At 57.4% G+C, this 20,368-nt stretch carries 17 protein-coding genes; 4 read left to right on the top strand and 13 right to left on the bottom strand.

The genetic code is table 11. From position 1 onward, the window contains the following. Positions 1 to 44: 44 nt before the first annotated feature. The gene (locus tag ACRDCA_RS17205) at positions 45 to 1,019 is read left to right on the top strand and encodes an alpha/beta hydrolase (RefSeq protein WP_438690632.1); all 975 of its coding nucleotides are present in this window, start codon (positions 45 to 47) and stop codon (positions 1,017 to 1,019) included. Here ACRDCA_RS17205 and ACRDCA_RS17200 read toward each other — a convergent pair. Continuing rightward, entirely contained in the window at positions 1,016 to 2,425 is a 1,410-nt protein-coding gene (locus tag ACRDCA_RS17200; RefSeq protein ID WP_438690631.1) for a PLP-dependent aminotransferase family protein, read from the bottom strand. The genes ACRDCA_RS17205 and ACRDCA_RS17200 overlap by 4 nt on opposite strands. A 142-nt stretch (positions 2,426 to 2,567) precedes the next feature. Between ACRDCA_RS17200 and ACRDCA_RS17195 the strand changes: the two genes are divergently transcribed. From ACRDCA_RS17195 to ACRDCA_RS17185, 3 genes are read left to right on the top strand one after another with little or no spacing between them, the layout of a single operon-like run. Next, positions 2,568 to 3,968 (top strand): cytochrome ubiquinol oxidase subunit I, encoded by a 1,401-nt coding sequence (locus ACRDCA_RS17195; protein ID WP_438690630.1) that lies wholly within the window; start codon positions 2,568 to 2,570, stop codon positions 3,966 to 3,968. A gap of 2 nt (positions 3,969 to 3,970) precedes the next feature. Further along, positions 3,971 to 4,978 (top strand): cytochrome d ubiquinol oxidase subunit II, encoded by a 1,008-nt coding sequence (cydB, locus tag ACRDCA_RS17190; protein WP_438690629.1) that lies wholly within the window; start codon positions 3,971 to 3,973, stop codon positions 4,976 to 4,978. An 11-nt stretch (positions 4,979 to 4,989) separates the two neighbouring features. Further along, positions 4,990 to 5,133: a DUF2474 domain-containing protein gene (locus ACRDCA_RS17185; RefSeq protein ID WP_438690628.1), complete on the top strand. Its 144-nt coding sequence runs from the start codon at positions 4,990 to 4,992 to the stop codon at positions 5,131 to 5,133. A gap of 2 nt (positions 5,134 to 5,135) precedes the next feature. Here ACRDCA_RS17185 and ACRDCA_RS17180 read toward each other — a convergent pair whose 3' ends face one another. From ACRDCA_RS17180 to ACRDCA_RS17125, 12 genes are all read right to left on the bottom strand, one after another. Then, positions 5,136 to 6,224, bottom strand: a complete 1,089-nt coding sequence (locus ACRDCA_RS17180) for a fatty acid desaturase family protein (protein ID WP_438690996.1) — start codon at positions 6,222 to 6,224, stop codon at positions 5,136 to 5,138. Positions 6,225 to 6,226: 2 nt separating this feature from the next. After that, positions 6,227 to 7,321: a fatty acid desaturase family protein gene (locus ACRDCA_RS17175; RefSeq protein ID WP_438690627.1), complete on the bottom strand. Its 1,095-nt coding sequence runs from the start codon at positions 7,319 to 7,321 to the stop codon at positions 6,227 to 6,229. Further along, positions 7,314 to 8,432 carry a sterol desaturase family protein gene (locus ACRDCA_RS17170; RefSeq protein ID WP_438690626.1) on the bottom strand — a complete coding sequence of 373 codons (1,119 nt, stop codon included), beginning with the start codon at positions 8,430 to 8,432 and terminating at the stop codon, positions 7,314 to 7,316. Before ACRDCA_RS17170 ends, ACRDCA_RS17175 begins: the two co-directional genes overlap by 8 nt. Continuing rightward, positions 8,429 to 9,046 carry a phosphatase PAP2 family protein gene (locus tag ACRDCA_RS17165; protein ID WP_438690625.1) on the bottom strand — a complete coding sequence of 206 codons (618 nt, stop codon included), beginning with the start codon at positions 9,044 to 9,046 and terminating at the stop codon, positions 8,429 to 8,431. Before ACRDCA_RS17165 ends, ACRDCA_RS17170 begins: the two co-directional genes overlap by 4 nt. After that, a complete protein-coding gene (locus ACRDCA_RS17160) occupies positions 9,043 to 10,329 on the bottom strand; it encodes a F390 synthetase-related protein (RefSeq protein WP_438690624.1) in 1,287 nt (428 codons plus the stop codon). The genes ACRDCA_RS17165 and ACRDCA_RS17160 overlap by 4 nt, the downstream gene beginning before the upstream one ends. Then, complete coding sequence (locus ACRDCA_RS17155; RefSeq protein WP_438690623.1) at positions 10,326 to 11,132, bottom strand: MBL fold metallo-hydrolase; 807 nt, start codon at positions 11,130 to 11,132, stop codon at positions 10,326 to 10,328. Before ACRDCA_RS17155 ends, ACRDCA_RS17160 begins: the two co-directional genes overlap by 4 nt. Then, a complete protein-coding gene (locus ACRDCA_RS17150; protein ID WP_438690622.1) occupies positions 11,125 to 12,141 on the bottom strand; it encodes an NAD-dependent epimerase/dehydratase family protein in 1,017 nt (338 codons plus the stop codon). The genes ACRDCA_RS17155 and ACRDCA_RS17150 overlap by 8 nt, the downstream gene beginning before the upstream one ends. Beyond that, complete coding sequence (locus tag ACRDCA_RS17145; RefSeq protein ID WP_438690621.1) at positions 12,138 to 13,145, bottom strand: 3-oxoacyl-[acyl-carrier-protein] synthase III C-terminal domain-containing protein; 1,008 nt, start codon at positions 13,143 to 13,145, stop codon at positions 12,138 to 12,140. Before ACRDCA_RS17145 ends, ACRDCA_RS17150 begins: the two co-directional genes overlap by 4 nt. A gap of 492 nt (positions 13,146 to 13,637) precedes the next feature. Further along, a complete protein-coding gene (gene narI, locus ACRDCA_RS17140) occupies positions 13,638 to 14,315 on the bottom strand; it encodes a respiratory nitrate reductase subunit gamma (protein ID WP_438690620.1) in 678 nt (225 codons plus the stop codon). A 2-nt stretch (positions 14,316 to 14,317) separates the two neighbouring features. Further along, on the bottom strand, positions 14,318 to 15,040 hold the full coding sequence (gene narJ / locus ACRDCA_RS17135) for a nitrate reductase molybdenum cofactor assembly chaperone (protein WP_438690619.1): 723 nt from the start codon (positions 15,038 to 15,040) through the stop codon (positions 14,318 to 14,320). Continuing rightward, positions 15,037 to 16,581 (bottom strand): nitrate reductase subunit beta, encoded by a 1,545-nt coding sequence (narH, locus tag ACRDCA_RS17130; protein WP_438690618.1) that lies wholly within the window; start codon positions 16,579 to 16,581, stop codon positions 15,037 to 15,039. Before narH ends, narJ begins: the two co-directional genes overlap by 4 nt. After that, a complete protein-coding gene (locus tag ACRDCA_RS17125; RefSeq protein ID WP_438690617.1) occupies positions 16,578 to 20,339 on the bottom strand; it encodes a nitrate reductase subunit alpha in 3,762 nt (1,253 codons plus the stop codon). The genes narH and ACRDCA_RS17125 overlap by 4 nt, the downstream gene beginning before the upstream one ends. Positions 20,340 to 20,368: the final 29 nt, after the last annotated feature.

Genomic DNA, 20,368 nt, shown 5'->3' with positions numbered 1-20,368 from the left:
ATCCCCATTTTCCGAGTTCCCTCCTCAACCTTAAGGATCCCATCATGAGCAAAAAAACCTTTGATCCCACCCAGCCCGCTGCGGTTAAAGACGTCGCGGCCTTTCTGGCAGAGCTAAATGCCAGCGGTGGCAAACCAATGGAGCAGATGAAACCAAAGGAGGCACGCAAGGTGTTGGAAGGCGCACAGCACAGTGTGGAAGTAGTGCAACATGAGGTTGAGATTGAAGAGAAGACCATCCACGTCGCCGGTCAGGACATCCTGCTGCATATCGTGCGGCCACCACGGGTGAAAGAGAAATTGCCAGTATTCATGTTCTTCCACGGCGGCGGCTGGGTATTAGGTGACTTCCCTACCCACGAAAGACTGGTGCGCGATCTGGTTTACAGCTCTGGTGCCGTAGCGGTGTTTGTCAATTATACGCCGTCGCCAGAAGCCCAGTATCCCACCGCCATCGAACAAGCCTATGCGGCCACGGAATGGGTGGCAGAGTTCGGTGACAAGATCAACGTCGACGGCAGCCGGCTGGCGGTGGTAGGCAACAGCGTTGGCGGTAATATGGCAACGGTAGTCAGCCTGATGGCTAAAGATCGCGGCACTCCGGCGCTGCGCTGCCAAATCCTGCTATGGCCGGTCACCCACGCCAGTTTTGATCGCGATTCCTATCATCAATTTGCTGAAGGCCATTTTTTAACCCGTAATATGATGAAGTGGTTCTGGGACAACTACACCACTGACAAGGCCCAACGTAAGGAGATCTACGCCTCGCCGCTCAATGCAACATTAGAACAGTTGAAAGGGTTGCCCCCAGCGCTGATACAGACCGCCGAACTGGACGTGCTGCGGGATGAAGGGGAAGCCTACGCCCGCCTCCTCAATGCTGCTGGCGTTGAGGTAACCGCCACCCGCTACAATGGATTGATCCACGATTACGGTCTGCTAAACCCGATTGCTCAGGTGCCAGCAGTACATTCGGCAATTCATCAGGCCGGGCGGGCGCTGAAACATTATCTGGCTTAGTTCAGGCTGCGGATCAGCCTGGCCAAGGTCTTGATAGCGCTTTCCAGCCTGTCGCTCCACTCAAAAGAGGCGTTCAGGCGGAAACAGTGGTTGAAACGATCGCCGGTGGTGAACATTCGCCCCGGCGCAATACTGATCCCCTCTGCCAGCGCGCGTTGGTAGAGTTCCATCGAGGACTGTGTCGCCTCCAGCTCCAACCACAGAAAATAGCCGCCGTCCGGCTGGCTGATCTTCACCGTCGGCGGGAAATGGTGGGCAATGGACTGATGCATGGCGCTTTGACGCTGGGCCAATAAACGCCGCAGGCGACGCAGGTGGGTATCATAGCCGCCATGCAGCAGATAATCGGCGATCGCCATCTGGGTCGGCACGCTGGTCGAAACGGTACTCATCAACTGCAAGCGCTGGATCTGTGGCGCATAACGCCCTGCCGCCACCCAACCCACGCGGAACCCCGGAGCCAGACATTTTGAGAACGACGAGCAGTGCAAAATCTGCCCGCCCTGATCCAGAGCCTTGGCAGGTAATGGCCGCTCGGCGCTGAAATAAAGTTCGCCGTAGACATCATCTTCCAGCAACGAGATCTGATGCTCACGCAGCATCGTCACCAGCCGTTGCTTATTATCGTCCGACATGCTGGAACCCTGCGGGTTCTGAAAATGGGTCATCAGCCAGCAGGCTTTAATCGGATACTGCTCAATCGCCTGCTGCAACGAATCCAGATCGATCCCATGCTGTGGATGGGTAGCGATCGCCACCGCCTTCAGCTTCAGCCGCTCCAGTGCCTGTAATGCGCCGTAAAAGGCTGGCGATTCAATTGCCACCGTGTCCCCCGGCTGCGTGACCGCTTGCAGACTCAGGCTTAACGACTCCATCGCCCCGGCGGTGATCACGATTTCATCGGGGGCAACCTGCATCCCGCTCAGCGCATACCGTTGGGCAATATGACGGCGCAGGGCGTCATTGCCCGGCGGCAGATTGGCAAGCGAACTGTGAGGCGTGAACTTGCGGGCCACGCTGCTCAGCGCCCTGGCCAGCTTGGGTTGCATAAACAGGGTTGCGTCCGGGAAGGCCGAACCGAACGGGACAATGTCCGGATCCTTACAGGCTTGCAGCACGTCAAAGATAAAGGCGTTGATATCTACCTGTTCGCTCACCAACAGTTTTTCACCCCGGACAGGCTGGGGTAATGCCTGTGAACGGGCCGCGACATAGTAACCAGACTGTGGCCGTGCCACGATCCAGCCCTGGCTTTCCAGTAGCTGGTAGGACTGCACCACCGTCATCAGGCTCAGCCCGGCACGTTTGCCGCTTTCCCGCAGCGAAGGCAGTTTATCTCCGGCACGCCATACGCGGTTCTGGATCTGTTCGCGGATCTGCTGGGCGAGCTGTTCATATCTGGTCATACAAATCCAACTGTTATAGTTAAAAGTGAAATAACTGTCACTGTTATCGTTACTCTACTCCATGCTCTACTTAGCGCAAGTTTTAATAAGCAAGCTAGCGCTTTCCTAAGAGGCCGATTTATGAACAAATCAAGGAGGCTCCATGTTCGGACTTGATGCATTGGAGCTGGCACGGATCCAGTTCGCCTTTACCGTTTCCTTCCATATTATCTTCCCGGCCATCACCATCGGCATGGCCAGCTATCTGGCCGTGCTCGAAGGTCTATGGCTGAAAACACGCAATCAGGCTTACCGGGATCTGTACCACTTCTGGTCGAAAATCTTCGCCGTTAACTTCGGCATGGGCGTGGTTTCCGGCCTGGTGATGGCCTATCAGTTCGGCACCAACTGGAGCTTTTTCTCCGAGTTTGCCGGCAGCATCACCGGCCCGTTGCTGACCTATGAAGTCCTGACCGCCTTCTTCCTCGAGGCCGGTTTCCTGGGCGTGATGCTGTTTGGCTGGAATCGTGTCGGCCCCGGCCTGCACTTCTTCGCCACCTGTATGGTAGCACTCGGCACGCTGATCTCCACCTTCTGGATCCTGGCTTCCAACAGTTGGATGCAGACTCCGCAGGGGCACGAGATCATCAACGGCGTGGTGGTGCCGGTTGACTGGTTTAAAGTGATCTTCAACCCGTCATTCCCTTACCGTCTGCTGCATATGACCACCGCCGCGTTCCTGTCGTCAGCCTTCTTTATCGGTGCTTCGGCGGCCTGGCATCTGCTGCGGGGCCGTGATACGCCAGCGATGCGTAAAATGCTGTCGATGGCGATGTGGATGGCACTGATCGTCGCCCCTATCCAGGCGGTGATCGGCGATGCGCACGGTCTCAATACGCTGAAATACCAACCGGCCAAAATCGCCGCCATCGAAGGCCATTGGGAAAACCCACCGGGAGAGGCGACACCGCTGATCCTGTTCGGCTGGCCGGATATGGAGCGTGAAGAAACCCGCTTCAAGCTGGAAATCCCTTACCTCGGCAGCCTGATCCTCACCCACAGCCTCACGCAGCAGGTTCCGGCGTTGAAATCCTTCCCACCGGAAGATCGCCCTAACTCCACCGTAGTGTTCTGGTCGTTCCGTATCATGGTGGCGCTGGGCATGCTGATGATCCTGGCTGGCGTCTGGAGCCTGTGGCTACGCTGGCGCGGTGGGCTGTATCAGTCCAAACCCTTCCTGTACTTCATTTTGTGGATGGGGCCATCGGGGCTGATTGCCTTGCTGGCGGGCTGGTTCACCACCGAGATTGGCCGCCAGCCGTGGGTCGTTTATGGGCTGCAACGCACCTCTGATGCCGTCTCTGCCCACGGCGACATCCATATGAGTGTCAGCCTGCTGGCCTTTATCGTCGTCTATTGCTCGGTGTTTGGTGTGGGTTACTCCTACATGATGCGCCTGATCCGCAAAGGCCCACAGGCCCATGAGGGTGACGAGCCAAGCGGCCATGGCACACCGGCACGTCCGCTCTCTGCGGTACACGAAACTTTGGACGACAGGAGCTGAACATGGGTATCGATCTTCCGCTGATTTGGTTTGTGATCATCGTGTTCAGCACCATGATGTACGTGGTAATGGACGGCTTTGATCTGGGTATCGGCATTCTGTTCCCGTGGGTGAAAGACAGCCACGATCGCGATGTGATGATGAATACCGTAGCACCGGTATGGGACGGCAACGAAACCTGGCTGGTGCTAGGCGGGGCCGCCCTGTTTGGCGCATTCCCACTGGCGTATGCGGTGATCCTGGACGCGTTGGCCATTCCCCTGACACTGATGCTGTTTGGCCTGATCTTCCGCGGTGTTGCCTTTGAGTTCCGCTTCAAGGCCAAGGAAGAAAAACGCCATATCTGGGATAAGGCGTTTATCGGTGGTTCAATCCTGGCGACCTTCTGCCAGGGCGTGGTCGTCGGGGCAATTATCGACGGTTTCCCGGTAGAAGGCCGCGCCTATGTTGGTGGCCCCTTCGACTGGTTTACACCGTTTGCCCTGTTCTGCGGTTTGGGGCTGGTGGTGACCTATGCGCTGCTCGGCTGCACCTGGTTGGTCATGAAGACCGCCGGAAGCCTGCAAGCACGTATGCATCGGCTGACCACGCCGCTATTGGTCAGCCTGCTGCTGATCCTGCTGGCCGTCAGCGTATGGACGCCGATCGCTCACCCTGAGATTGCAACCCGCTGGTTCAGCCTGCCGAATCTGTTCTGGCTGCTGCCAGTGCCGCTGTTGGTGCTGCTCAGCGCCTGGGGGATCTGGCACGGCGTACGCCACGATGCTCATTACTCGCCGTTCCTGCTGACGCTGTTGCTGGTGTTCCTGGGGCTGAGCGGGCTGGGCATCAGCATCTGGCCGCTGCTGATCCCACCGGCCATCACCCTGTGGCAGGCCGCCGCACCGCTACAGAGCCTGGGCTTTATGCTGGTGGGCGCACTGTTTATTATTCCAATTATTTTGGTCTACACCTTCTGGAGCTACTACGTGTTCCGCGGCAAGGTGAGCCATGAGGATGGGTATCACTGATGGACAAAACGATGAATGAGAAAACCGCCACCATACCCTGGTGGAAACGCGTCGGCTGGTTGGTGGTGATCTGGAGTGCCAGCGTGCTCGGGCTGTTTTTGGTCGCCTCGCTATTCCGCCTGCTGATGACCGCCGCCGGGATGAAGCCGGAATAGCTTTAGCGCTTCCCCATCGCCCCTAAAAAACGCTGTTGCATCTGCAACAGCGTTTTCAGATCCAGACACTGATAATCCAGGCCGTATTGAGCAGCCACCTCGGCAATAATCTTCGCCAGCGCCGGATAATGCCGATGGCTCCAATGTGGGAACAGATGATGGGTCAGATGCAGGTTGGCACCGCCCAACCAGTAGCCAACCCATTGCGGAGTAGCCTGCCAGTCGAAGGTGGTGGAAAACAGATGTTGATACCAGCCATGCACCATCTTGCCCTGCTCGGGAGCCTGATAGAAATTGGCCTTGGCCCAGTGGGTGCCAACAATCAACATCACAAACACCAACGACGACAGCATCTGACTCAGCAGATAGGTCAGCCAGATTGCCGTGGCGCTGATGCTTGGGGGCAGCAGCCATAACGGGATGGCTAACGCCAGCGTGAAGTGCGCCAGCTTGCTCAGCAAAAAAACGCTCCAGCCTGGTTTCCCCTGCAACATCATCTTGGGCGTCATGCGCGTTTTACCGGCCCGATCCAACCAGTCAAACAGCCAGATGTAATACGGGAAGGTCAACGCGGCCACTATCGGCCAATAGTATTGCTGCATACGCATGAAGGTTTTACGCTGCTGGAACGGCGTTTGCCGCAGCACGCCGTTCGGTTCAATATCCGGATCGTAGCCTTCGATATTGTTGTAGGCGTGATGGAAGATGACGTGGCGCACTCGCCAACAGTCCGCATCCAACCCTAACGGAATGCTGACGACAAAGTTAAGCCAGTGGTTCAGCCGCGCCCGTTTGAAAAAAGCGTTGTGCGAAGCGTCGTGTACCACGTTCACCGTCAGCATCATGGCACAGAAAATAAAGCCGACGTAGCAGCCAAAATAGGCCCAGGCGTTTTGCTGCTGCAAACTGGCAGCGTAGAAGCCCGCGCACAGCAGGATCAGCAACAACACCTTGGCAAACATCCCGCGGTCGGCAAAGCGATGATCGCCCCGCTCTGCCAGATAAGCCTGGCTGCCGCGCATCAGCGCCAGATGAATGTCGCGATTCTCCCGTTGGAACGCCAAGGGCCGCAGCGGCGTGGTGTCTGGCATCTTCATTGCGGTTGCTGCCCCATCGCGCGCAAGAAGCGTTGCTGCTGTTGCAACAGTTCCCGATAGCCGATACAGCGATAATCCATGCCATAGCGTGGCGCGAGTTCGGCCAGGATGGCGGCCAGCGCCGGGTAGTGACGGTGGTTCCAGCCGGGGAACAGGTGATGGGTAAGATGATAATTCAGCCCACCGGTCAGATGGTGTAGCCAGTGTGGCGAGGTTACCCAGTCGCAGGCGGTGGCAAAGTTATGCCGATACCAGCCCTGCGGCATTTGACTGCCTTCTGGCACCGCGTAAAACTCGGCCTGCGCCCAGTGGGTTCCCAGTAGTAAGAACACCACCAGCAGCGAGGCCAGCATCTGGCTCAACAGATAGGCGAGCAATACCGTTTGCCAACCGATGCCGTGTTGCTGGCAAACCACCAGGGGAATAACCAGCACCACTAAAATGTGGCACAATTTGCTGGCAATAAACACTGCCCAGCCCTGGCGCCCGGCCAGCACGCCATCGGCCGCCAACGGGGTTTTGCCAAGCCGGTCTGACCAATCAAACACCAGCGCAATATAGGGCAGCGACAAGGCAGCGATCAGCGGCCAGTAAAGGTGCTGATACCGCATGTGCGCTCGCCATTGCTGGAACGGCGTCTGGCGGAAAAAGCCGTTCTCCTCGGTATCCAGATCGTAATGTTCAACGTTGGCATACACATGGTGATAGCTGACGTGTCTGGTCCGCCAATAGTCGGGATCGACCCCCAGCGGGATGGTAACCAGCCGCCCCGCCAGGCGATTCACCCAGGGTGTGCGGGCAAACGCATTGTGTGAAGCATCATGATTGACGTTGACGTTCAGCAACATGCCCATCATGACAAAAGCGAAATAGCACAGCATAAACGCCATCCCCTGCTGCTGCATCAGGCTGAGCAGGTAGAACCCCACGCACAGCAACAGTAGGACAATCGCCTTGAACCAACGGGTTGCATCGGCAAAGCGGTGATCGTTACGTCCGCTCAGATAGGCATGAGCCCGACGTTTCAATTCACGATGAAATGCCTGCTCCCCATCCGCAGGGAAAGAGAGTGGCGGCAGTGAATCAGCCATGTGCAGTATCCTTCTGGCGTCCCCAGCCAGCGGCCACCGCACAGCCATGCAGCGCAATGCCGCAGGCCATCAGCCACCAATAAGGCTGGTGCCAACCCAGCGCCACCAGTAACAGCAGCGGAGCGGCCAACGCCACCAGCAGCCAGACCTTTACGCCCCAGCTACGGCCTTCGGCAAGCCCACCCAACGCCACCACCCCTATCGCCAACAGCATAAACAGCGCCGCCTGTTCGCCGGTCAGGCCGTTGTAGCCGTAACCAAAGCGGTAAACGTAGCCCAGCACCAGGGCGAACAGCAGTAATGCCCCGCTCACCATGCACCAGGCAGAACTGCGGAAATGGGCGCTACTGGCGGAAGGTTTGAACGGCAGTTTGAAATAGCGCAAAAACGGCAGGTTACTGGCCCAGAACGGGTTAACCGAAGACTTGTCCCCGCGTACGCCGTAGGCGAAAGGCCCGGTCGGCAGCGACGGCCCAAAGGTGCCGAACAGCTTGTCCCAGAAGATGAAGCTGCCGCCAAAATTACGGTTGGAGTAGGCCAAATCGTTCACGTGATGCACCCGATGGTGTGCCGGAGTGACGAAGATTTTCTCCAGCCAACCCAGCTTGGGGGTCAGCGCGTTATGGTTAAACAATTGAATGCTGTAATGCAGAATTGAGACGGTGATAAACACCGCAAGCGGCACACCGGCCAACGCCAACAGCATAAAGAACGGGATCGAGGTCAACGACGAATACCACGAGTTACGCACGCCCAGCGACAGATTGAAGTGCTCGCCCTGATGATGCACCACATGTACCGCCCACAGCAGGCGGAAACGGTGATGCAACCGGTGCAACCAGTAGAAGCCAAAGTCCCACGCCAGCAGGGTAAACAGCCACACCAGCGCCACCGGCCAACTGTCTACCAGGCCCAGGCTGTAATGAGTGACCACATAGCCATAGCAGAAGATCTCCAGCCCGCGGAACAGCCACAGCATGATATGCCCGGAGTTGAGGTTGAAGATCACATCATGCCAATCAACGCTGCCGCGGTTGCGCTTTTGCAGCCACAGGGCTTCGCCCAGCACCACGCACAGCATAAAGACTATCGGTATCACCAGATCGGTCATTGTCGTTCTCCCTGACGAAAATCACTGACAATCCATCGAACCTGCTGGCAGGCATAGCCTACGGCCATGGCCAACAACGCCCCACTGAGCAAATCTACCAACAGGTGGCGGCGTAGTTGCAGGATCGAGAAGGCAATCGCCAGGCCCCAAATCGACAACAGTATGCTACGCCATTTTTTCCGGCTATCCGCCACGGCCCATACCGCCAACGCCGTCAAGGCTATATGCAATGAGGGTAGACAGTTTTGTTTTGAATCAATCCCGATCAATGCTGACAGCATCGTTGAGCTCAGCGAATTGCCCTGATCGACCGGGTAGTCCATCGTCGTCGGCCACAGCAGATAGATGGCTCCTGCAACCAGAGCGGCTAGCTGCATCGAGCTTCTCAGCCATTTGATCCGGCTTAGCGGGCACAGCAGATAGCACAGCGGAACGATGAGGAAAAAAGATAAATACAGCCAGATGGCATGTGGGCTGAAGGGGATGGCACGATCCAGCCAACTCGGCGTCAGTTGATAACCGGCCCCTTGCCAACGATCGGTGCTGTTATAAATCAGGCCGACAAAGCCCCAGCCCAGCAGCATTTGCCATAGCCGATAGAGCACCTCTTTCATGGTGCCTCCGGCAACCGCACGATGCGTCGGCGTTTGGCATCAAACTGCGGCATGATGCTCTGTGCAGTGAGCTGCCACTCCAGTTGCTGTACATCAATACCCTGCTGAGTAAACAGCGTCATCAACTGCTGCTGGCAATGCTCCAGCTCTGTTGGGCTACAGTCAGCCATCAGGTGCAGCCGTTGGCCCGCCAATTGGGTCAGGCGATAATCCGCCACGGCGGGCAATGCGTTGGCAATCACTCGGCGGCACAGGTCGGCAAAGACTCTCTGCGCCGTTCCCTGCAATCCGGGTAACAGCAGTTGATCGTCACAGCGCCCTTCAATCCGCTCCAATGCCATACTGGCCTGGCCGCAAGGGCAAGGCTCCGCGCGTCGCACCAGAATATCATCCAGCCGATAACGCACGATCGGCTGCGTACGGCGGGTAAAATCGGTGATCATCGGGGTAAAGCGCTGCTCGTCGATCCACTGTGGTTCCACATGAATAAACTCTTCGTTCAGATGCAAGGTGCCGTGGCGACAAGTTGCAGCCAGAAAGCCTTCGGTAGCCTGATAAACTTCGCCCACCTCGGCAAACACCCGCTTTAGCCGTTGGCGATCCTGCGGTTCCAGCACCTCGGCCACCGAGATCACTTTTTTCACCCGTAGTTGCAACTCTCCCCGCTCAACCGCGCTGGCCAAGGCGCACAACACCTGCGCAGGCGCGACCACGATGGTGGGTTGCTCTCGTTCAATCTGCGGCAAGTGTTCGGCAAAAGGCGTAAACAGATCGTAAAACGTCAGGCTCAGCCAGCGGTTGTTGACGCTGTGGTACAGGTTATTGTCCGCACGTAAAAACAGCGCAACCCGTTCACCGGCAAATACCCCTTGTGGCAGCATTTTTGCCAGCATGCCGCCAGCCCAGATCTGCTGCTCCTGTGGGCTGACCACAAACACGCCGCGGCGCCCGGAAGTACCGGTCGACAGGCCAACGCTGTATTTGCCCACTTTGGGGGTAAAATCGCGATCGTTTTCGCTGCGCCGGGCACAGGCCAACAGCGTTTCCAGCTGCAACCCGGCGGTGTTCATCCGATCAAAATGCGTCATCATGATCGCTTTGTCCATTTCTGGCCATTCGCTCAAGGGTAACAGACAGTATGGCCGGAAATACGGGCTATGCGCCAAAACGCGGCGGGCAAAACGTTGCAACTGGCGCGCCTGGTAGGCTTCAAGCGCTGCCCGTTCGGTGAAATGCAGCTTTCGCGCTCGCAGGTAGTGCCACAGCGTCATCAATGGGATCATAAATCCCCCTCATGGCACAACAGGATCTCCGCCGCGCCACCGTGATGCAGTTGGTTTAGCGCCTCAAGGGTTTGATAGTAACTGCGCGGATTATCCATGATCAGATTCGCCAACCGCGAAGGACCGCGGAGTTGCTGATAGTTCAGCGGTGACCAGGCGGCATCGCTTGCCAGCAGCGTCCAGCCCGCGTCGGTTTGCACAAAGGCACCAATATGGCCCGCAGCATGGCCCGGCAGCGGCACGATGATGATTTGCCCCGCGCTACCCGGCAACGCATAACCCTGCTGGAACGGGGCCAGCTCGGCGGGCAGGCTCTGTAACGGGAACGACTCCACAAACTGCAACGCGGATTCAAATTCCTCTGGGATCAGCCCGGGCACAAACGCCCGCCTCAGGGCGGCAAAGCCGCGCAGTTCACGAGTTTGCTGCCAACCCTGGCCGGAGCAAATCATGTTAAGGCGGCTGAAGTCACGCAGACCGGCAATATGGTCGGCATGAAAATGGGAAATAATCACCGCCTCAATATCACCCACGCCCACGCCCCGGCTACTCAACTGTTCGAGCAGTGCCTGCTGTGGGCTGAAATATACCGGCGTCATCTGACTATACAGCCGGAAGATACCGCTGGACGTGTACTGCTGGAAATAGCTGGCGTAACCGGTATCCCACAGCCAGCGGCGCTCGCCCACCTCCAGCAAATACGCTCGGGAGGGGAATTTACAGGTACGCATCGGCGAGCCACGCAGCGCCATACAGCCCAGGTGAGTGCAATAGCCGATTTCAAAGGGAGTGATATTAGCCATGCGGCGCCATCCCCTGCTGTTTCATCCATTGGCCGGTCAGTTCAATCCCTTGTTCCAGGCTATAACGCGGCCGATAGCCCAGCTCTTCAATCGCGCGGCTGTTATCCAATGTCATATCAAAATAGGCGGCTGCCACGCTGTAGCGCGTCAACATCGGCTCTTTGTCGGTAAAATGAGACACCATCTCCATTCCTCCCGCCACAGCCCACAACAGCGGATAAGGCAATGCCTGTATCCGATATTGCCAACCTAGCTGTTGAGCCAGTAGTTGATGCAGCATATCCTCCAGCCGCTGTGGCTGTTGGTTGCTAATGTTATAGATACCGCCAGAGGCTAAATGTTCCCGGTTGCTGGCCAGATCCATCGCATGCACCACGTTGAGCACAAAGGTCAGATCCAGATAGGCGTTACCGCCTCCGGGCAGGCGCAACACGCCTTTATCACGCTGCATCTGGGCCAGGATCCTGGGCACAATGACCCGGTCATGCGGGCCAAACAGGCCACGTGGTCGCAGGATCAGATAGGTCGTCTGCGGATAACGATGCAACAGTCCGGCAATACTTTGCTCGGCGGCATACTTGCTGGCGGCGTAATGATTGGCAAACCGCCGGGCAGACTCGCCTTCGGTGATGTTGTGATGATGTTTGAAATCAAAATAGATCGCAGGCGTCGAGATATGGATAAAGCGCTTTACCCCACAACGTCCGGCAGCCTTGGCGAGTTTTTCCGTGGCGTAGGTATTGGCCTGAAAAAAGGCTCTGCGATCGCCCCAGGGGGAGGATTTGGCGGCACAGTGCCAGACCACGTCATAGCCTTTCATCAGTTGCTCACACTGTTCCATCCCGGCACGGGTCAGATCCAACGGCGTAAACTTTGCCCCCTGCGCCACCAACTCACGGCCGACGGCCTCATCGCGCCCGGTAGCATGGACCTGATGTCCGGCGGCCAATAACCACTCGGCCGCATTGCGCCCAAGCCCACTGGTCGCTCCTGTTACCAACACTTTCATGGCAACAGTACCATGCCACCCAGAGTCAACCCGGCCGCAGTGCCGATCAGCATCACCGGTTGGTCGGCATTCAGCCTGCCGGTGATCGCCGCCTCGTGCAGAGCGGAAGGAATTGACGCCGCCACCTGGTTACCCCGATAACGATAGATATCCACCAGTGCCTCTGGCGCAACATGCAACCTTTTGCGCATATGCTCCAAAGAGAGGTGGCTGGCCTGATGCGGTACCACGGTGGCGATCTGTGGCAAGGTTAGCCCTGCGGCGGCCAGTAAACGGCCAAGGTAACCTTCAATCAGCGCCGAAGCCTGGCGGAACAGTTGCTTGCCCTTCATATGGAACAGAAAATCGCTGTCGTTCATCCCTGCACGCGGGTTGCGGCGCGTGCCACCGGCGCGGATTTCACACAAATCGCTGCCTTCCGGGTAGGTCTCCATCAGGTAGGACAAGATGCCGCTGCGCCCATCACCACGCTCTACGATGGCACAGGCAGCACCATCGCCAAAAATCAGTGAGGACTCTTCATCCTCCCAGTCGATGCCGCGTGAGGCAATATCGGCAGAAACGATGGCGATACGCCGGTAAACACCGGCGTTGAGTAGCCCCGCCGCCACCTGCAATGCGCTAATAAAACTGACACAGCTGGTATTGATATCAAAGCCCGCAATCCCCGACGATAGCCCGGCGATTTTAAGTATATGCGCAGCGCTGAAGGGCAACGCCTGGACGGAAATTGCCGAAGCCGAGATCAACAGATCGATGGAATCGCGCGGGATGTCGTGACGAACCAGCGCGTCGTCTAATGCAGCGACGGCCAGTGCAGCCTGGCTAGCTTGATTGCTGGCATGAAAGCGATGAATAATCCCCGAGCGTTGTTCTACATAGCCGACGGGTTTATTTAATTGCCGATCCAACGCCGCAGATTCGATGCAGCCGGGAGGCAAGGCCGCACCGGTCGCGATGATTTTCAGCGGCAGTACGGGGTGGGACAGGTTATCAATGGTCATAGGTGTTCAGTCTGCTTATCCCTAACTCGTTTGGCTAGCATCCAGCGTAATTAATGAGAACCTTAACGCTATTGTTGATCCAGCCTTTATTTAACATCAGCATAATGAAAATCCTAACAGGAATTTTTACTGATTGATTCCGTTCGCTTAACTAACCGGGTAAAGCATGCTGTTAACCCAATGGCACAGCGTAAATCAACGCCGAAAAGAGATCTATAAGAATAAGCGCTTTGTCGTGTCATATGGGGCTAAGACTGGTCAAAGCAGCCCCTCACCCTAGCCCTCTCCCACAGGGAGAGGGGACTGCGCGTGCCACAGTTTAATACCTGTACCTGATTGCGGCTCAGGGCTAGCTCCCTCTACCTTGTGGATGTACATACGATGGCTAAGATCTATTCGGGGAGAAGGTTGGAGCGAGGGGAAAATAATGAGGAAAAATAACAGAGTAGCGGCAATGTCCATCGGACCTTGCCGCTCGATAATGCGGGGGAATTAACGGCGGTTACGCACCAGTTGGTAGCGACGAGTCAGATATTCCACCGGCACGCTCCAGATATGCACCAAACGGCAGAACGGGAATATCAGGAACAACGTCATGCCGAGCACGATATGGATTTTGAATATCAGTGCGACCCCTTCCAGATGCTGAGCCGCCCCACCATGGAAAGTGACCACCGCTTGCGCCCAGGCCACCAGCTTCAGCATCTCGCTGCCGTCCATATGTTGGGCAGAGAACGGAATGGTCAACAGCCCCAGGCAGACCTGCACGACCAGCAACGTCAGGATCAGGATATCCCCTGCGCTGCTGGTGGCGCGAATGCGCTGGTTGGTCAAGCGGCGTTTCAATAACAGCACGCCCCCTACCAACATCATCACGCCACAGGCCCCACCGGCAAACATTGCCATTTTCTGCTTCACCGCCATCGGCAGGAAGGATTCATACATCCAGTGCGGCGTCAGCATGCCAAGGAAATGCCCGGCAAAAATGCCCAGGATGCCGATATGGAACAGGTTGGAGGCCAGGCGCATGCCCTTTTTATCCAGCATCTGGCTGGAACCGGCACGCCAGGTGTATTGCCCGTAGTCGTAGCGTAACCAACTGCCGATCAGGAAGACGGCCCCGGCGATATACGGATAGATATCGAAGAAGAAAAGCGTCAGAAAGTGCATGATTAGCGTCCTTTGGTTGCCGTGGTCATCGAGCCCACATCCAGATACTGTGGCGCTACCGCGCCCGCAAAGCGCCGCTGGTGAGCGGTTTGCTGCGCCGAAGCACACCCCTGTTCGCCCAGGAACTTGACTTGCTCCTCTTCCCAGACGGCATCCAGTGCCTGTGGCGTATCGTCTCTGGCCTCACCAGCCACCTGCGCCTCCAGGCTGGTGCTGGTGACTGCGGTGCCGGACAGCGCCAGCAGCAGATCGAACAGCACCGCATACGGGCTTTGGCGTTGCTGCAAACGAGCGCCCAGCAAGGCCAGGATTGGCGTAATATCCTGCAATCCCCCCTGCGCTTCCACTTTATTACGGCTGGCCAGGTACTCCAGGTACAGCGGCAGAAAGTCGGGGAGTTCGCGACTGTCGATCTCCAACCCGGCGGCACGGTATTGCTCCATCAAATCGACCATCGCCTGGCCGCGATCGCGGGATTCACCGTGAACGTGCTCAAACAGCAACAATGAGGTCGCACGGCCACGATCGAACAGCTCGCAATACTCCGCCTGCACGTCCAGCAGCGGGCGGCCGCAGAAGCGGCGAATAAACAGGATCAACTGGGCGCTCTGATGCAGATCCAGTTCACACGCCGGCTCCAGGGCTTCCACCAGTTCTTGCTGATGGTCAAACAACGCCCGATCGGGATAATCCAGCAGGCGGGCAATAATTCGCAGAGCGATCATGAGGCATCCTCCTTGCGCGGGGTTTTCTGCGTCACGTCGATGGCATCGATGCGGCGGCTGTTAAACAGGTTGAACTTGCTGTCGCTACCGTGGCAGCCGTCGCCAAAGCTGAAACCACAGCCTTTGCTTTCCGGGAAGGCTTCACGCGCCAGTTCACGATGGCTGGAAGGCACCACAAACCGATCTTCGTAGTTGGCGATCGCCAGATAACGATACATCTCCTGTGCCTGCACCTCGGTCAGCCCAACCTGCTCCAGCGCGCTGGTATCCACCACGCCATCAACGGTTTCTGCCCGCTTGTAGTGGCGCATCGCCAACATGCGTTTCAGTGCCAACAGCACCGGCGCGGTATCCCCGGCGGTCAACAGATTCGCCAGGTATTGCACCGGAATGCGCAAGCTTTCAACGTCAGGCAGCACGCCGCTATGGGCCAGTTCACCGGCATCGGCGGCTGACTGGATCGGTGACAACGGCGGCACGTACCATACCATCGGTAAGGTGCGATACTCCGGGTGCAGCGGCAGCGCCAGCTTCCAGTCGATCGCCATTTTATACACCGGCGACTGCTGCGCGGCTTCTATCACCCCTTGCGGGATACCGTCTTTCAGCGCCTGCTCAATCACCGCCGGGTCGTGCGGATCGAGGAAGATGTCCATCTGGCTCTGATACAGGTCTTGTTCGTGCTCGGTAGCGGCCGCTTGTTCAATGCGATCGGCATCGTAGAGCAGCACACCGAGGTAACGGATACGCCCCACACAGGTTTCCGAACAGACGGTAGGCTGACCTGCCTCAATCCTTGGATAGCAGAAGATGCACTTCTCGGATTTGCCGCTCTTCCAGTTGAAGTAGATTTTCTTGTACGGGCAGCCGGTCAGGCACATCCGCCAGCCACGGCATTTATCCTGATCGATCAGCACAATGCCGTCTTCGCCGCGCTTATAGATCGCGCCGCTTGGGCAAGTCGCCACGCAGGCCGGGTTCAGGCAGTGCTCGCACAGGCGTGGCAGATACATCATGAAGGTGTTTTCGAACTGGCCGTACATCGCCTTCTGCATGTTGTCGAAGTTTTTGTCCTTGGCACGCTTGTCGAACTCGCCGCCGAGGATCTCTTCCCAGTTCGGGCCGTTTTCAATCTTCTTCATCCGCTGGCCGGTGATCAGCGAGCGCGGGCGGGCGATCGGCTGATGCTTGCCCTCTGGCGCGGTATGCAGATGCTGATAGTCGTAATCGAACGGCTCGTAATAATCATCCAGCGCAGGCACGTCCGGGTTGGCAAAAATCTTCGACAGCAGGCCAACACGGTTACCCATGCGTGGCTCCAGTTTGCCGTTGATTTTGCGTATCCAGCCGCCCTTCCACTTATCCTGATCTTCCCAGGCGTTCGGGTAGCCGATGCCCGGCTTGCTTTCCACGTTGTTGAACCAGGCGTATTCCATCCCTTCACGGCTGGTCCAGACGTTCTTACAGGTCACCGAACAGGTATGGCAACCGATGCACTTGTCCAGATTCAGCACCATGCCAACTTGCGAACGAATTTTCATTTGGCTTTCTCCTGCTGGCTGCCTTGTGCGTAGTCGTTACCTTCACCGTCTAACCAATCGATCTGGTCCATTTTACGGACCACCACAAACTCATCGCGGTTAGAGCCAACGGTGCCGTAGTAGTTAAAGCCGTAGGCCAGTTGCGCATAGCCGCCGATCATGTGGGTCGGTTTCGGACACACGCGGGTCACCGAGTTGTGGATCCCGCCGCGCTGGCTGGTGATTTCCGAGCCTGGAATGTTCACAATGCGTTCCTGCGCGTGGTACATCATGGTCATACCCGATGGGATACGCTGGCTGACCACCGCACGTGCGGTGAGCGCCCCGTTGGCGTTAAAGGCCTCGATCCAGTCGTTGTCCTCGATGCCCAGATCTTTGGCATCGTCCTCACTTAACCAGACAATCGGCCCACCGCGTGACAGGGTCAGCATCAATAGGTTGTCGCTGTAAGTGGAGTGGATACCCCACTTCTGGTGCGGCGTCAGGAAGTTCAGCGCTTTTTCTTTGTTGCCGTTCGGTTTTTTATTCAGCAACGGCTGTGCGGCACGGGTGTCGATCGGCGGGCGATAAACCAGCAGGCTTTCACCGAAGGCACGCATCCACTCGTGATCCTGATACAGCTGTTGACGGCCGCTCAGGGTACGCCATGGGATCAGCTCATGCACGTTGGTGTAGCAGGCGTTGTAAGAGACGTGTTCATCTTCCAGGCCAGACCAGGTCGGGCTGGAGATGATCTTGCGCGGTTGGGCCTGAATATCGCGGAAGCGGATCTTCTCGTCTTCCTTGTTCAGCGCCAGATGGGTGTGATCGCGCCCGGTAATGTGGCTCAGTGCCTGCCAGGCTTTCACCGCCACCTGCCCATTGGTTTCCGGTGCCAGCGAGAGGATCACCTCCGCCGCATCGATGGCCGTTTCGATCTTCGGCCGTCCGGCAGCCGGGCCATCTGCCTTCACATAGTTGAGCTTTTTCAGGAAGTCGACTTCGGTCTGGGTATTCCAACTGATGCCCTTACCGCCGTTGCCCAGCTTGTCCAACTGCGGGCCGAGCGAGGTAAAGCGCTCGTAAGTCGCAGGGTAATCACGTTCAACCACCATGATGTGTGGCGCGGTTTTCCCCGGGATCAGATCGCACTCGCCTTTCTTCCAGTCCTTCACGCCATAGGGCTGCGCCAGTTCGGCGGCGGAATCATGCTGGATCGGCAACGTGACAATGTCGGTTTCCTGACCCAGGTGGCCAACGCACACCTCGGAGAACGCTTTGGCGATGCCCTTGTAGATCTCCCAATCACTCTTGGAATCCCAGGCAGGATCGACAGCCGCAGACAGCGGATGAATAAACGGATGCATATCCGAAGTATTCATATCGTCTTTCTCGTACCAGGTCGCGGTAGGCAGCACGATGTCGGAATACAGGCAGGTGCTGGACATGCGGAAATCGAGCGTCACCACCAAGTCCAACTTACCTTCGCCGCCATTATCCAACCATTCGACTTCCTGTGGTTTCACACCGCCCTGCTGGCCCAGATCCTGGCCCTGGATGCCGTTCTCGGTCCCCAACAGGTATTTGAGCATGTATTCATGCCCCTTGCCGGAGGAACCCAGCAGGTTGGAGCGCCAGACGAACAGGTTACGCGGGAAGTTCTGCGGGTTGTCCGGCTGTTCGGCGGCAAAGCGCAGGCTGCCCTGTTTCAGGCTCTCCACGGTGAAATCTACCGGCGTCTGACCAGCGGCTTTGGCCTGCGCGGCCAGATGCAGCGGGTTGGTGTCCAACTGTGGCGCCGATGGCAACCAGCCCATGCGCTCGGCACGCACGTTAAGGTCGATCAGGCTGCCAGCAAACTGGCTCTTGTCCGCCATCGGGGACAACAGCTCTTCGGTACCGACCGTCTCGTAGCGCCATTGGCTGGAGTGGTTGTAGAAGAACGAGGTACTGTTCATATGGCGCGCCGGGCGTTGCCAGTCCAGGCCAAACGCCAGCGGCATCCAACCGGTTTGCGGGCGCAGTTTTTCCTGGCCAACATAGTGCGCCCAGCCGCCGCCGCTTTGCCCAACGCAACCGCAGAAGATCAGCATATTGATCAGCCCGCGGTAGGTCATGTCCATGTGATACCAGTGGTTGACACCGGCACCAACGATAATCATCGAACGGCCGTGCGTTTTCTCGGCGTTTTCAGCAAACTCCCGCGCAATGCGGGTGATGTTATGGCGAGATACGCCGGTGATCTGCTCTGCCCAGGCTGGCGTATAGGCTTTGACTTCGTCATAGCTGTTCGCACAGTTGGCATCATTCAGACCGCGATCCAGCCCGTAGTTCGCCAAAGTCAGGTCGTAGACGCTGGTGACCAGCGCCTGGCTGCCATCCGCCAGCTGCAGGCGTTTGACCGGCAGCTTGTGCAGCAGGATTTCGTCTAGCGCCACGCTGTTGAAATGCTCGCTTTCGGCACCGCCAAAGTAAGGGAAGCCAACGTCGACCACCTCATCATGGCTGCCTAACAGGCTGAGCTGCAGTTCCACATCCTGTTGGGCTTTCCCTTCGCGCTGCTCCAGGTTCCATTTACCCTTCTCGCCCCAACGGAAACCGATGGAGCCTTGTGGAGCCACCAGTTCGCCGCTGGTTTGATCCAGCGCCACGGTTTTCCACTCTGGGTTGTTTTCCTGGCCTAGACCGTCAACCAAATCGGCGGCGCGCAGCAGGCGGCCAGCGGCGTAATAACCTTCAGTACGCGGCTCCAACAGCACCAGCATCGGCATGTCGGTGTAGCGGCGCACGTAATCACGGAAATAACCCACTTCACGATCCAGATGGAACTCTTTGAGCATCACGTGGCCCATCGCCAGCGCCATGGCGCTATCGGTACCCTGTTTAGGGTTCAGCCACTGGTCGCACAGCTTGGCCACTTCCGCGTAGTCTGGCGTCACCGCAACGGTTTTGGTGCCTTTGTAGCGCACCTCGGTGAAGAAGTGGGCATCCGGGGTACGCGTTTGCGGCACGTTAGAACCCCAGGCAATGATATACGACGAGTTATACCAGTCAGCGGATTCCGGCACGTCGGTCTGTTCGCCCCAGGTCATCGGCGAGGCCGGTGGCAAATCGCAGTACCAGTCGTAGAAGCTAAGACAGGTGCCGCCAATCAGCGATAGGTAACGGGCACCCGCGGCATAAGACACCATCGACATCGCCGGGATGGGTGAGAAACCGATAATGCGGTCCGGGCCAAAGGTCTTGGCGGTATAGACGTTGGAGGCGGCAATCAGTTCATTCACCTCCTGCCAACTGGAACGGACAAAACCGCCACGGCCACGGGCCACCTTGTAGCTTTTGGCCTTTTCCGGGTCGGAAACGATCGAGCCCCAGGCATCCACCGGATCGCTGTGCAGGGCCTTCGCCTCACGCCACAGCTTGATCAGACGTTTGCGCATCAACGGGTATTTCAGGCGGTTGGCGCTGTAGAGATACCAGGAATAGCTGGCACCGCGTGGGCAGCCACGGGGCTCATGGTTTGGCAAATCCGGGCGGGTGCGTGGATAGTCGGTCTGCTGGGTTTCCCAGGTAACCAGACCGTTTTTCACATAGATTTTCCAGCTACAGGAGCCGGTACAGTTCACGCCATGGGTTGAACGCACCACTTTGTCGTGCTGCCAGCGGCTGCGGTAGCCGTCTTCCCAATCACGGTTGGTGTTCAGCGTTTGACCGTGACCGCCAGAGAAGGGTTCGGCCAACTGCTTGAAGTAGCGGAACCGATCTAGAAATTTGCTCATCCGGAGTTCTCCTGAAGGCTATTATCGTT

The sequence above is a fragment of the Serratia sp. (in: enterobacteria) genome (assembly GCF_051654945.1).
In the GTDB taxonomy this organism is placed as follows: Bacteria; Pseudomonadota; Gammaproteobacteria; order Enterobacterales; family Enterobacteriaceae; genus Chania.
This window is presented reverse-complemented; position numbering and strand designations above follow the sequence as displayed.

Excerpts from the sequence above, each read along its gene's own strand:
- narI (WP_438690620.1), bottom strand. The coding sequence starts at position 14,315 with ATGCACTTTCTGACGCTTTTCTTCTTCGATATCTATCCGTATATCGCC.
- narJ (WP_438690619.1), bottom strand. The coding sequence starts at position 15,040 with ATGATCGCTCTGCGAATTATTGCCCGCCTGCTGGATTATCCCGATCGG.
- ACRDCA_RS17150 (WP_438690622.1), bottom strand. The coding sequence starts at position 12,141 with ATGAAAGTGTTGGTAACAGGAGCGACCAGTGGGCTTGGGCGCAATGCG.
- ACRDCA_RS17200 (WP_438690631.1), bottom strand. The coding sequence starts at position 2,425 with ATGACCAGATATGAACAGCTCGCCCAGCAGATCCGCGAACAGATCCAG.
- ACRDCA_RS17125 (WP_438690617.1), bottom strand. The coding sequence starts at position 20,339 with ATGAGCAAATTTCTAGATCGGTTCCGCTACTTCAAGCAGTTGGCCGAA.
- ACRDCA_RS17175 (WP_438690627.1), bottom strand. The coding sequence starts at position 7,321 with ATGGCTGATTCACTGCCGCCACTCTCTTTCCCTGCGGATGGGGAGCAG.
- ACRDCA_RS17155 (WP_438690623.1), bottom strand. The coding sequence starts at position 11,132 with ATGGCTAATATCACTCCCTTTGAAATCGGCTATTGCACTCACCTGGGC.
- cydB (WP_438690629.1), top strand. The coding sequence starts at position 3,971 with ATGGGTATCGATCTTCCGCTGATTTGGTTTGTGATCATCGTGTTCAGC.
- ACRDCA_RS17170 (WP_438690626.1), bottom strand. The coding sequence starts at position 8,432 with ATGACCGATCTGGTGATACCGATAGTCTTTATGCTGTGCGTGGTGCTG.
- ACRDCA_RS17165 (WP_438690625.1), bottom strand. The coding sequence starts at position 9,046 with ATGAAAGAGGTGCTCTATCGGCTATGGCAAATGCTGCTGGGCTGGGGC.
- ACRDCA_RS17195 (WP_438690630.1), top strand. The coding sequence starts at position 2,568 with ATGTTCGGACTTGATGCATTGGAGCTGGCACGGATCCAGTTCGCCTTT.
- narH (WP_438690618.1), bottom strand. The coding sequence starts at position 16,581 with ATGAAAATTCGTTCGCAAGTTGGCATGGTGCTGAATCTGGACAAGTGC.
- ACRDCA_RS17160 (WP_438690624.1), bottom strand. The coding sequence starts at position 10,329 with ATGATCCCATTGATGACGCTGTGGCACTACCTGCGAGCGCGAAAGCTG.
- ACRDCA_RS17205 (WP_438690632.1), top strand. The coding sequence starts at position 45 with ATGAGCAAAAAAACCTTTGATCCCACCCAGCCCGCTGCGGTTAAAGAC.
- ACRDCA_RS17180 (WP_438690996.1), bottom strand. The coding sequence starts at position 6,224 with ATGCCAGACACCACGCCGCTGCGGCCCTTGGCGTTCCAACGGGAGAAT.
- ACRDCA_RS17185 (WP_438690628.1), top strand. The coding sequence starts at position 4,990 with ATGAATGAGAAAACCGCCACCATACCCTGGTGGAAACGCGTCGGCTGG.
- ACRDCA_RS17145 (WP_438690621.1), bottom strand. The coding sequence starts at position 13,145 with ATGACCATTGATAACCTGTCCCACCCCGTACTGCCGCTGAAAATCATC.